The sequence below is a fragment of the Paenibacillus sp. RC21 genome (genome assembly GCF_044907935.1).
Classification (GTDB): domain Bacteria; phylum Bacillota; class Bacilli; order Paenibacillales; family Paenibacillaceae; genus Paenibacillus; species Paenibacillus terrae_A.
This window is the reverse complement of sequence record NZ_JBIYCS010000005.1, coordinates 202,648-214,720: the sequence shown is the minus strand read 5'-3', so window position 1 is coordinate 214,720 and position 12,073 is coordinate 202,648. Positions and strand designations below refer to the sequence as shown.

10 protein-coding genes are annotated in these 12,073 nt (G+C 50.5%); 5 read left to right on the top strand and 5 right to left on the bottom strand.

The genetic code is table 11. The annotated features are described in order from the left end of the window. Window position 1: 1 nt before the first annotated feature. Window positions 2–1,225 carry an ABC transporter permease gene (locus ABIA61_RS18035; protein ID WP_404581095.1) on the top strand — a complete coding sequence of 408 codons (1,224 nt, stop codon included), beginning with the start codon at window positions 2–4 and terminating at the stop codon, window positions 1,223–1,225. Window positions 1,226–1,338: 113 nt separating this feature from the next. On the opposite strand, the gene ABIA61_RS18030 is transcribed toward ABIA61_RS18035, so the two are convergent. After that, window positions 1,339–1,464, bottom strand: coding sequence for a hypothetical protein (locus ABIA61_RS18030; RefSeq protein WP_014277794.1), 126 nt, complete (start codon window positions 1,462–1,464; stop codon window positions 1,339–1,341). Between the two features lie 149 nt (window positions 1,465–1,613). Here ABIA61_RS18030 and ABIA61_RS18025 point away from each other — a divergent pair, with 149 nt between their 5' ends. Continuing rightward, on the top strand, window positions 1,614–2,924 hold the full coding sequence (locus ABIA61_RS18025; protein ID WP_283653141.1) for an ATP-binding protein: 1,311 nt from the start codon (window positions 1,614–1,616) through the stop codon (window positions 2,922–2,924). A 138-nt stretch (window positions 2,925–3,062) separates the two neighbouring features. Here the strand turns inward: ABIA61_RS18025 and ABIA61_RS18020 are convergent, their stop codons facing one another. Beyond that, window positions 3,063–4,361: an aminotransferase class I/II-fold pyridoxal phosphate-dependent enzyme gene (locus ABIA61_RS18020; RefSeq protein ID WP_404580073.1), complete on the bottom strand. Its 1,299-nt coding sequence runs from the start codon at window positions 4,359–4,361 to the stop codon at window positions 3,063–3,065. 392 nt (window positions 4,362–4,753) lie between these two features. Between ABIA61_RS18020 and ABIA61_RS18015 the strand changes: the two genes are divergently transcribed. Further along, complete coding sequence (locus tag ABIA61_RS18015) at window positions 4,754–5,539, top strand: helix-turn-helix domain-containing protein (protein ID WP_404519564.1); 786 nt, start codon at window positions 4,754–4,756, stop codon at window positions 5,537–5,539. Between the two features lie 170 nt (window positions 5,540–5,709). On the opposite strand, the gene asd is transcribed toward ABIA61_RS18015, so the two are convergent. Beyond that, window positions 5,710–6,507 carry an archaetidylserine decarboxylase gene (asd, locus tag ABIA61_RS18010; RefSeq protein ID WP_283653139.1) on the bottom strand — a complete coding sequence of 266 codons (798 nt, stop codon included), beginning with the start codon at window positions 6,505–6,507 and terminating at the stop codon, window positions 5,710–5,712. Window positions 6,508–6,595: 88 nt separating this feature from the next. Beyond that, a complete protein-coding gene (locus ABIA61_RS18005; RefSeq protein ID WP_404581094.1) occupies window positions 6,596–7,723 on the bottom strand; it encodes a YheC/YheD family endospore coat-associated protein in 1,128 nt (375 codons plus the stop codon). A gap of 223 nt (window positions 7,724–7,946) precedes the next feature. Here ABIA61_RS18005 and ABIA61_RS18000 point away from each other — a divergent pair, with 223 nt between their 5' ends. Beyond that, window positions 7,947–9,107 carry a glycosyltransferase family 4 protein gene (locus ABIA61_RS18000; protein ID WP_283653137.1) on the top strand — a complete coding sequence of 387 codons (1,161 nt, stop codon included), beginning with the start codon at window positions 7,947–7,949 and terminating at the stop codon, window positions 9,105–9,107. Between the two features lie 114 nt (window positions 9,108–9,221). Continuing rightward, window positions 9,222–10,010 (top strand): WIAG-tail domain, encoded by a 789-nt coding sequence (locus ABIA61_RS17995; protein ID WP_283653136.1) that lies wholly within the window; start codon window positions 9,222–9,224, stop codon window positions 10,008–10,010. Window positions 10,011–10,174: 164 nt separating this feature from the next. Here ABIA61_RS17995 and ABIA61_RS17990 read toward each other — a convergent pair whose 3' ends face one another. Beyond that, entirely contained in the window at window positions 10,175–11,971 is a 1,797-nt protein-coding gene (locus ABIA61_RS17990) for a M4 family metallopeptidase (RefSeq protein WP_283653135.1), read from the bottom strand. Window positions 11,972–12,073 lie beyond the last annotated feature (102 nt).

Below are 12,073 nucleotides of genomic sequence, written 5' to 3'. Positions count from 1 at the left end.
CATGGATTTGCAACGTATACATAAAGAAAGACGTGTTGCGTTCTGGGGACAAGTGCTGCCTTATCTCGGCTATGTCATTCAGAGCGGTCTGGCGGTCGTCTTCGGCTTTGCGCTGATTGCCTTTGCCGCATGGTACACGTCGTTGATTATGCATATCCCGCCGGATTTGCCCATCCGCTGGATTATGCTCATTGTAGCTGTTCCGGTCGCTCATGTGAGCTTCCGTACGTATTTGAATGAAGCCGATATCGTCTTCCTGCGTCCGCAGGAGTATGCGATGCACCAATATTTTAAGTCCAGCCGTATCCGTGGCGTAGTGTACAAAATATTCGGCCTGCTGTTGCTGCTTGTGATCGCGTGGCCGCTGTATATCCGCAGCGACACTGCGCCTAAGTCACTGCTGCTGACCATACTGCTGTTCGTGCTGCTGAAGCTGCTGTTCAGCTATGGCGGCTGGCAGGAGCTGCGCATGGTATCGCGCGGCGCGAGTATGGGGTATCGTCTGCTTCGCTGGGCGCTGGCAGTGCTGCTGGTAGCCGCATGGCTGTGGCAGCCTCCGCTGCGCAGCTTGCCGTTTATCATACTGGTAGGTGTGGTGTACGTGCTTGTCCTGCGTTTTCCGGTCAAACTGCTGGTGGCATGGGAAACCCTGATCCGCACAGAAGGTATTCAGGCTGCCCGTGTGATGCGTACCTTGGGCTGGTTTGTTGATGTGCCGGCCCTTACGCAGAGAGTGACTCCGCGTCGCTGGTTGTCCTGGTTGGGTGGTAACATACCGTGGGACAAAAGGGGAGCTTATCGTTACCTGCTGTTCAAGACCTTTGTGCGCACAGAGCCTGTGGGGATGGTGATACGACTGGGTATCCTCGGCCTGTTGATTATATGGATCACGCATACGAGCTGGATCGGTATCGCTGTGTATATATTTTTTATATTCCTGATCGGCGTGCAGATTACTTCGCTAAGGCAGTACCACAAGGATTCGCTATGGCTCCAGCTCTATCCGCTTCCTGCACATACCCGCCGCGCGTCTTTCCTGGACTTTGTTGTCCGGCTGCTGTTGCCGGTTGCGGTCGTCCTGTGGCTTCCTTTTTTGTTGAGAGGAACTGAAGGGATGATCTCCATGCTGCTTACGCTGGCTGGTGGAGTGTTGGTAGTATACCTGGTACGAGGCGCTCAGGCGAAGAAATGGCGCCTGGACGGTCAAGATGAAGAAGAAGTTTAATCCTGTGTGGATAAAGCAAAGGTTATTCCGCAAGCAGCAAGGGCTGTTTGCAGAATAACCTTTTTTCGTGGGAAGCTGCTATTTGTCAGCCGTGGGCGCAGATGTCCGTCTGCTTAAATGAAAATCGTTTTGCTGATGATCACTAACAAAATGAACAGCACCAGAATCGTTCCTGTGCTTGTGAATGCGCCGAAACCACCGTAACCACCGTAACCGCCTCTTGTTTCTTCTGCTCCCATGCTCATTCTCCTCTCGGTCATCGTGATGTAGGATACACCGTATATTATGAAGCGCATTTTCGTATTGCTTGGGCCAATGTGGAGGTACATTGCCGGATCGCCTTATTTTTTTCAACGGATAGGGGGGAATAGAGAGGAAAAGCCACGTTTTGTCGAGAATAGAAGAAGTATGTAATCATTATCACTTGGAAAGTGGGAACAACGAGATGCTGGCAGACAAGCTGCTCGTGAATATATTTCTGGTTTTTGTACCCTTGCTGGTGTATAGCACTTTATCGGATCATCGACATATGAAACATGCCCCATTGCTCATGGGAGGGGTGCTGGGTATCTCTTCTGTGCTTTGTCTTATTTTCTCGTATAGCTGGTATGGCTTGTTTTGGGATCTCCGATATGTTCCGCTGATCCTCTCCGTTTTATATTTTGGACCCGGAGCAGGACTGGTGAATATAACACTCATGGTGATGGCTCGCATTTATGTTGGACCTGATTCCATCGGGGTGGGGCTGATTAGCATGCTGCTATGTTATCTCGTACCTCTCTTGGTGAGAAAAAGATTTATGCAGCTCAAAGGTATGCTGCCCCGAGTGTGGATAAACTTGCTCATGAGTGTATGGATGAATGTGATTATGCTGGTTATTCTTATGATGCATTCCTGGGCCAACGGCAGACTGGATCAGGATGAAGCCGAGCTGTTCAAGGGGGTTCTCTGGTTTGCTATAATTCAATTTCTAAGTATCGGAGCCGCCTCTTGCTGGATGGAGTTTAGTCTGGAGCGGGAAGAGATGAGAAAAAAGATCAAATATGCTGAACGTCTCAATACGTTAGGGGAACTGGCCGCCTCCATGGCTCACGAAGTTCGAAATCCGTTGACAGTCGTTAAAGGGTTTCTGCAAATGGTTCAGTCAGGGCTGGAAGGGAAAAACCGCAGATATATGGCGCTGGCGCTGGCGGAGGTGGATCGGGCTGAAAGAATCATTAGCGACTATTTGAATTTATCCAAGCCGCAGATTGGGAAGACAGAGCTGATGGATCTGTCCGGCATGGTTCAACAGATTGTTCTGCTCCTGAAACCGATGGCGACCAAGCAAGGCGTAAGAATGCAGACGGAGCTAAGGAATGATATATATCTACATACGGATCGTAATCAACTGTTGCAGGCGTTAATTCATATCACGAAAAATGCGATTGAGGCTGCGGAAGATGGAGGCGAGGTAGACATAAAGCTGGCAGTTCAGGAAGAGAAGGCATGTCTGAATATCAAGGATACTGGAAAAGGCATGAGCCCGGAACATCTGGAGCGGGTAGGCACTTTGTTTTTTTCGACCAAAGAAGTAGGAACAGGGCTGGGAACAGCAGTCTCCTTTCGCATGATTGAAGCGATGAACGGCAGTATACGGTATGAGAGCGAGCCGGGAGCGGGTACGGAGGTTATCATTTTGCTGCCGCTGGCACAATAATCTTTGCTGGCTGCTGAGGGATAAGTGCTTCGAGTTGTGAATGAATCGTTCAGCAGGGGATATAAAAAAACGGTATGCCGCAACATCCGGCACACCGCTCCATCCAGCTATAACTCTAACCAGTCAGTACCGATTAGATTAGGCGTTCAATAAGTCTTGCACACCACGATACACAATGTCGTACAAGTCTTCCAGATATTCTTCCTCGATACAGGAGAACGCGATACGGAGATCATGCTCACCCAGCGCAATCGTTCCCACCCCATATTGCTCCAGCAGATGTGTGCGCAATTGTTCGGCGGATAAGCCGTTCAGCTTGAGACACATGAAATAACCCGAGTTGAAAGGATAGTAACTCCATACATCTCCGTATTTTCCGCTATCAAGTAACGCCTTGACCTTGTTGGCCCGGCCTTTCATGATTTGGAACTTTTCTTCCTTCTGTTGCTCAAAATCCGGTGATTTGAGAGCATCCAGCACGAAGGTTTGCGACGGGTGAGGGCCGCTGGAAATCGTTGCCCGTATAATTCCCAGTGTTTTTTGCTCCAGTGCGCTCAGCACGTCCTGATGTTCCGAAGCAAAGGTAATAAATCCGACACGGAAGCCCCAAACGAATTCTTCTTTGGTAGCTCCGTCAATTTTGACTGGTAAAATTCTTGGATGAAGTCCAGCCAACTGGCCGAATAGCGATTCATGCAGCGAATCCTCGAAGAACAGGCCAAAATAAGCGTCATCTGTCACAACTACAACATTGATGCCTGCTTCTGCTGCTTCCTGAATGGCAGCAACAATCGCTTTGCCTTCTTCGATTCCCGGTGTATAGCCGGTCGGGTTGTTCGGGAAGTTCAGCACAACGATGGCTTTGCCGTATTCCTTCTGCGCCAGCAGCGCTTCACGTAACCCCTCACTATTAAAACGTTGATCCTCTGTGAACAACGGGAAATTCACCAATCGTCCATGACGGCGAATACCGAAGGTCAGCTCATAATTTTCCCAGTTCTTGTCCGGATAAATGACAGCATCCCCTTCATCCGTAAACAGGTCGGCAACGATGCTCAATCCATGAGTCAGCGCGTTCGTAACCACCGGTAGGCCGTAGCTTTTTCCAGCGAGCGACGGGTTTTCCTTCAGCATTTTTTCCCGCCATACACTACGCAGTTCAGGCTTGCCCGCAGGGGGGGCATAAGGGTACAGGTCCTTGGGGCTGTATGCGGACAGCTTCTCCTGAATGACCCCCAAATGCATAGGGCCGCTGCCCTCGGTAGCAATACCAATCGTAGCGTTGTACTTCTTGGCAAGTTTCCCCGCCTCTGCGGATTGACTCAAAATTCCTTCTTTTGGGAAATAAATCTCTTTACCTAAAAGAGAAAGCATTTCATATACATGCTCGTTGCTTGCCTGAATGTTGCGGTTTAACTGCGCTGCCAGTGGATTCATTCCGGTTTCATCCTTCCAAGTCATTTTGATTACATATTATAGCATCACACACGGTAAGCGTCACGCAAAAGCGCTCCTGAAAAAGAAAAACGCTTTTCCTCCCTCAAGAGCATGGAAATGTCCACGGACCGGACGAGGTGTCACCTATTCCTTCGTTGCTGGAGATTGTCCTGATTTATGTGTTATCTATGATCCGACTGGATGCTTTGCTTGCGGAGCAGGCGAACGGCTGAATATACATGGGCTGATCTAACGAAGCTCTCCTGACCTGCTGGAGCATAAAACCTATGGGGAGGGAAGGCTTTATTTTTTGCGTAATGGCTGTTCTGCGCTTATATTATAATTTAACGGGATCAGGGACAACGAAAGAATAGCATAAGGAGGTGCAGATTTTGCTGGATACGTCTGCGTCATCGTTCATCCTGTTGTCCGCCTTTGCCAAAATTGTGTGCGAGCCGGGCTGGAAATGGCAGGTGCGTGAAAGGCCGATGCCAAACTATGATTTATTTTATGTATGGAGCGGTGAAGGAACGGTTGTATTGAACGGGGAGTCCTATCCGGTAAGCAAAGGAAGCTGCTTCCTGTTCAAGCCGGGGGATGATACCCGAGCTACACATAACCCGCAAAAGCCGCTAATACTTACCTATATTCATTTTGATCTTACCGAGCAGCCGGAGATCATACCTGCAAGCTATCGTATGCTGGAGGAAACGATCGAGGTGGAGCATATGCTTGCCAGGTACGTCCGTCTGCGCCTGGAACGTGCTTACGGGGCCGAGGAGGAGTGCAGGCTAATCCTGAAGCAGCTCATGATACATCTGCTGCGTGCCGACCGCAAGGAGCCGCAGGAGCGGTCGGCCAGCCACCAGCTCACCGAGGTCATCCGGGAAACGGCCAATTATGTGCGCCAGCATCCCGGGCTTCCTCATCGCGTCGAGGATTTGGCGGCACGGGCAGGGCTGTCACCGCGCTATTTTTCAATCAAATTCAAGGAGTTGCTGGGTGTTTCCGCTCAATCTCATATCATCAGCATGCGAATTGAGCGCGCACAGCATCTGTTACTACATGCCGGAATGAATGTGACTGAGGTGGCAGAGGCTTTGGGATACCGCGATATTTTTTTCTTCAGCCGCCAATTCAAGCAGTACACGGGGAAAAGTCCATCCGAGATCAGGTGAAGGAATGAGCGGGTGGACAGGCTGTAGCCAAGCGACGGAGCGGTGAACGTGTGGTTCTGAGCATATTTCCTATAACGAATAAAAAGATAAACACAAAAAAGGACCTGAGCAATGATGTCGGGTCCTTTATCATATATGTTGCTGTTGTCATGCTGTAACGGCAAACGTGCTTACACTTTGGGATCGTGCCGGAAGCAACCGAGACGCTGCCCCATTCTAACCACATCTCCCAGCTTCAGCGCAGGGTCAGGATCAAACGTGCCGTTTTCGGTCAGCAAAACGACGGTTGATCCAAACTCGAAATATGCGAGATCCTCGCCTTTTTCCCATGAGACAGCTTCATCATCGGTGTATTTGATGCTGCTTACATTCATCGCGCCAACCTTGACGACCGCCACCTCGCCGTATTCATGGGCTATGTACGTAATCTGCCGTTCATTGCGGCTCAGAACCGCTCTCATGTGCTGTAAGCCGAAGTCATTCACCGGATATACCTTGCCGCGCAAATGCTCCTTCTCCACCAGTGTACCGGATACCGGCGCATGAATACGATGATAATCGGTCGGGCTGAGATACAGCACAAAGGCATAGCCGTGCGTGTATTTCTCAAGACGCGGCGAACGGTTAAGCAACTCATCCAGCGTATAGTCCTGACCTTTGACATTCAAAATAGTGCCGGACGTAATTGGGCCAGTGAACGTAATCCGCGCATCCACCGGGCTGGTCATCACCTCGGCGTTCGTATCAATCGGGCGCATGCCCGCTTTTAATTTGCGTGTAAAATAGGCGTTCAGGGAACGGTATTCCTTCCATTCCTGTTCAGCCTCATGCGTCTGGATCTGGTACGTACGTATAAAGGTGGGGATAAAAAGTCGGCTTGCACCGCTTTGCGCGAAGGAACCCACAACCCGGCACACCCACTTGCGCGATGATAGCTCAGTCATGAGCCGCAGCCACTGTTTTGCCATTTCAGATCCCCCTTGTTCATTTCCGAGCCGTCTTGGCCGGAACATGTCCGGCCGCTCTGAATTATATTGACACAGAATGTGACGTAAATCAATACAGTGGACGGTCGAGTGAACGGGCAGTGTCCGCCGGGGGCATCCGTTCGAGAAGCCAACGTGCGTAAGCCATCGGCTTAGTGTACGTTTCTTTCCAGACATTGTTCATGCCCGCCTGGCTGAATCCGTAGCGCTGATCGCGACCGTTGCATTCGATAAAAACAATCTTGCCTTCTTGCGTAATGCCCAGGTCCAGACCGACATCGGCGAGCCGGCGAAGGTTTTGTGCCAGCCTATGGACGATTTGCAACGCGAGCCTTTCCAATTCATTCATTAGACGGGCTGCGTTCATTGGCTGAGCCGTTTGTACCTGTGACAGCACCTCTGGCAAGAAACGGGCTGAGCCACCCTGCGCCACATTGGAAACGAAGGTGTGGGAGGGAGCAATTTTGGCAAACATGCCCGTTACGCTCCAAATGCTGCCATATCCGCGTTGAACCGTCACGCGAATATCAAAAGGGCGGTTGTTATACAAAGCGAGCGGTAAAGTTTCCTGCACGATATGAGGACTATGCAACAGCCGCTTGTGCAGAAATGAAGGCAGTTCTCCAGCATGCAGGCGCAGTGTAGTCCAGCGATCGGGTACAGCGGGATGTGCGCATTGTAAAGTCCAGTCACTACGGGAATGTCTCAGGCGCATAATTCCTTTGCCGATGCTCCCGCTGCTTGGTTTGATGATGACATCTCCGGTCTGCTCCATCAAGGTACGAATCGAAGCCGGATTGCCTTGTAGCGTTCGCGGAAGATGGGGGTGCAGCAGAGGGTCTTCCTGCAATATCGCATGTATGTGGTCCTTACGGAAACGGTTTTGTTCATTAAAGATATAAATTCCGTTCTGCACCAGTCTGTTGATTTCACGGGCGTTTTCGTTTTGCCGATAGAGAGTCCGATTGTGGATGACCCGTGGCAACGGGAGAGTCATCTGCTGATAGCCGTTACCGTGTTTAACAAAAGCCCGGCATGTTCCGGTCGGTATATGAATTTCCTCCAAACGAAGAAAGCAGGGGATTAGCTCATGGCTCAACCCGGTGTCCACGTAATTGGCGAGTGATTCATATCCGGTCCTCATGGCGGGGATGCCCCGGTACGTTGCCGGGTTGAGCATGACGCCGACATGCAGCATGGGTATGTCCGCCCTTCCTTGTTGTGACTCCAACTGACAATTCAGTGGTTCTAGTCCATCATATGTATCAAAGATCGGCCAGGCATGGACGGTAGCCTTGCTGCTTGCCCAAAGTGAGGAGCCAGGCACCTTTCAGGCAGGGGGACGATATGATACACCATGAGTGTTGAAGAGAATTTGCAGGAGAGAGCTTGAATCAAAGAGGAAAGAAGGTGCAGGGCTGATGCAGAGGCCGAAGGTAGCAGTTATTACACCGGGCTCTTTTGTTATACCTTCGCCCCGCAGCAGCTCGGTGGAGCGGGTTATTGCCCATACGGTACCGCTGGCCAGCGATAAGCTTCAGGTACAGATATATGGCATACGGGGAGAAGAGGTACCGGATAACGCCGATGTGGACGGGGTGCCATGCATACGTTATAAGCAGGGGCCAAGTTATATTCCCGAGGTGATTGCTGACCTGAAAAGATGGTCACCTGCGGTGGTGGATGTACACAACCGCCCGGCTGCGGCATATGCGATTCACAACGCTTTGCCCGATAGCCGGGTCGTGCTAACTTTGCATTCGACCACTTTCATCCGGGAGCCGCACCTCAAACGGAAGGAAGTGGATCGATCTCTGCAGCCGATGGAGCGGATCATCGTGAACAGCGCCTACATGCGGGCAGCCGTGACCGCTGACAGCTCTGATGCTGTCAGGCAACGCATCGCTATAAATGAGCTGGGCATTCATCCCGGCGATTTCCTGCCGCGCTGGACCCCTGCGGCGGAAGCGGTCAGAGCGGCACGGCTGAACGATTTCGGCTGGGAAGGCCGTCGCATCGTACTCTACGCGGGCAGGCTGGTACCGGGTAAAGGCGTTCATCGGCTGCTCAAGGCCCTGCCGCGCATCGCCCGTACCTGCCCGGATGTGCTGCTGCTCATTGCGGGCAGCGCCTATTACGGGCAGGATCGCCTCACGCCTTACTCGGTGTCGCTGCATCGGCAGACGCGTAAGCTCAGGATGGGAAAGCACGTCAAGTTTCTCGACTATGTTCCCCATCCGGCATTGGCCTCGCTATATCAGTTGGCCGATGTGACCGTTGTTCCTTCGGTGAGAGATGAGGCCTTCGGGCTGGTCAATCTGGAGGCGATGGCCGCAGGCGTGCCCGTAGTTGCTTCCCATACAGGCGGCATTCCGGAGATTGTACGGCACGGGGAGACGGGCTGGCTTGTTTCGCCATCTCAGGGGGAGCAGGAAATGGCCGCTGCCGTCATCGGACTGCTTCAGCAGCCTGAATTGCGGCGGCGCATGGGAGAGGCCGGGCTTAACGAGGTGCGAAAACGATTTTTATGGCAGCATTCAGCACAGCGCTGGGCGCAAATCATGCTGGATTGCGTAACGTAGTGACATGAGCCCAGCTGTGAGCATAGGCTATCGTATAGGCATTAGCATAATTCCCAGCCGGGTGAATGAAGCGGAGCGACCGCTGGTTCACTCCTGTCCAAAGGAGCGTTCATTATGAACCATCGTATGAACCATAATAGTAAGGATAAAAGAACAGCGCGGCGTAACCCTTCCAACGCGGTTCCCTCCCCTCGAATAGACAAAAATAAAACGTCTTCCGTATCCGGCAAACCGATCCAGCGGGAAACGGCAAGTGTAAAGCCAATGGTGGATATCCATGCTCCAGCTCATGACCCTATCACTGTGGATGAAGCAGCATGGCGGAAGCATAAGCTTCCCAAGACACTGGAGGAAGCCATGCTGATGAACCGGGCGTCTGTACTGCTGCTGTCTGTGCCTGAGGCAGATACGGAACATAATACAGAAGAAGGCATATCGTCTATAGCATACAGAGGTCAGTCAGAGCAGGAATCGTTGCTGGATTGCTCCATTACCAGTATTCACATTGCTGAAGGCAGGCATCGCCTCAAGCAGCAGCGGGTAGCGTTGTCCGCTGACAAGCCTGCTGCTGCTTTTACGGATGATGACGAACCTCCGCTTAACGTGACTTATGATGACGGGCTTCTTCGTGAGCATACATTTAATTCAAGAGTGGCCTCAACACGGTTTGGCAGCATTCCTTTTTACATTCCCGCAGAAGCGGACAGGGATGATGTGAGCATTGTGTTTGAGCAGCCATTCCAGGATGTACGTTATGCAATCACAGGTAATGCGAGCATGCCTGGGGTAATAGTATCTGTAACGAATTGTCAGAGAGATTCGGCGGTGTTCACTGTGGAACGCAGACATGCAGGTTCGGTTTGTGAAGGTTTGATTCTGTGGATTGCAATCGGGCACGATTAAAAGACCTCTGCACAGGATTGCGAATTTGCATAAAACAAGAAAAAGGCGTCCCGATGAAGGGAAGCCGTATACATGAGGGGGAAGAGGGCACACTTGTAATGGTAATATCGCCCTCTTTTTGTACATCCTAAGTAGAGCCAGAAGATTGCTTGTTTAAGCTCAACTTATTTCACACCTACAGCGTCAAAGGACTTAATGGCAGAAATGACTGCTATTGAATTTTCACCATAGCTGTCCTTGGCTGCCTGAATAACGGCGGCGCGTGCAGTGGAGAAGTTAGAAGTGGAGGTCAGGTAATTAGTAAAGGCATTATAGTAAATATATACGGCTGCATCACGTCCGATTCCATCTACCTTGACACCATGAAAGGTACCGCCCTGTGCCAGTAGATAGTAGGCTTTATTAATAATACCGCTATTAATATGGGTCCCACCATAATCCTCGTTATTCGGGTCAGGATAAAAATTGCTGTAGTGATCTACCTGACCGTATTTGACAGGATCGGAAAGGGAGCGGATTGCGTCACCCTTAATTTTTGGTGTATAAGCGACTTTGCCAAAATCCCAGTTGGTACGCTCAATGTCGTTACCGATAATATCCGAGATGCTTTCACTCAGTGCGCCAGATTCAGCGAAATACACCAGCCCGGATGAATGCTCGGTCACGCCGTGAGTCAGCTCGTGAGCAACAATTTCAAGGTCGCTGCTGAAAGGGGCAAATAGCGTGCCGTCACCGTCTCCGTATAGCATATGGGTGCCGCCCCAGTGGGCATTATTGTAGTTCTTTTCCCCGTAATGGACTGCCGAGGCAATAGCCATGCCACGTCCGTCGATGCTGTCGCGTCCAAATTTTTCTTTATAATAATCATAGGTGCGAATGGCATAAGCATGGGCATCCACCGCAGCCGGATCTTTCCATACGTTATCTGTACTTGTATAAAGGGTGCCTGGAAGCGTCTCGGTATTGTGAACATTGTAAGTTAAGATGCCTTTACCACGAGTCGCATCCTTCAATTGGTACTTTTTACCGGAAGCTGTTGTTTCGAACGTTTTGGTATCCCCGAGTACACCACGACCTGTGCCGATTACTTCATTGAGGATGTCATACTTGAACACGATTTTGCCGTCATTGGCATCAATAAAGTAACGTGTGCGCAGTAAAGTAGGCTGCAAAATATTAACTTCCGTTACATAAACCAGACGTGTTGTGTCTCCATCGGGATAGATGTACAACTCTGCCTTAGGGTCCACGTTTGGTTCCAGATTGGCGATTTTGGCGATAGGTGCAGACGCAGGCTCTACCGCTTCCAATTTACTATTTTTCAGTTCAGCTTCTTTTTCCAGATCCAGCTTATCCTTGTCAATAGAGGGATATCCTTCGTTGTTAGATGCTTCTGCGTAGGTGTCTTTACTTACACTGCTAACGTCCTCGGAAGGTTCAGAAACGGTATTAGCAGAGGAAGAGAGAGATTGAACGCGTGTAGCTGCATCTTCATACGCAGTATATACGGCCTCAGTAGCGCTAATTTTTGGAGTTGTATTTTCTTTAGCGTCCGCTTGCTGATCTTCTGAAATGACAGCTCCCAGATAAGAAGTAATTTTACCAGCCTTATTCACATGGATCGTCTGTTCAGCTCCAAATACGGGGATGCCGTCCACATACTGTTTTAGGCGATAATGTTGCGTACCGAATTTATCACTGGTTCGATCCACGATCCGAAATTGCTCACGGGCACTGGTGCCGCTGTTGTCCATACTCATTAATTTTTTCTGTTGTCGATTTAAAAAGCTCCAGACCAGATTGTCACCTGATAGCGATGAAGGAGATTTCCAGTCTACCGTTTGAAATGTTGGCGTAAACTGAGTGGGCTCGGCAACAGAATTCTCCGCTGCGGATGCTCCGGGTGCTACTGCTCCTAATAGCATAGCTCCTCCAAGAAGTGAAACCCATACTTTTTTCATTAAATACTCACTCTCCCAAGTTAATGTGAGGATGAAAATCATCCTGTTGAATAGGCATTTTGCCATGTATGTAGGTCTTGTTGCTCCTTTGAAACGTAAAGA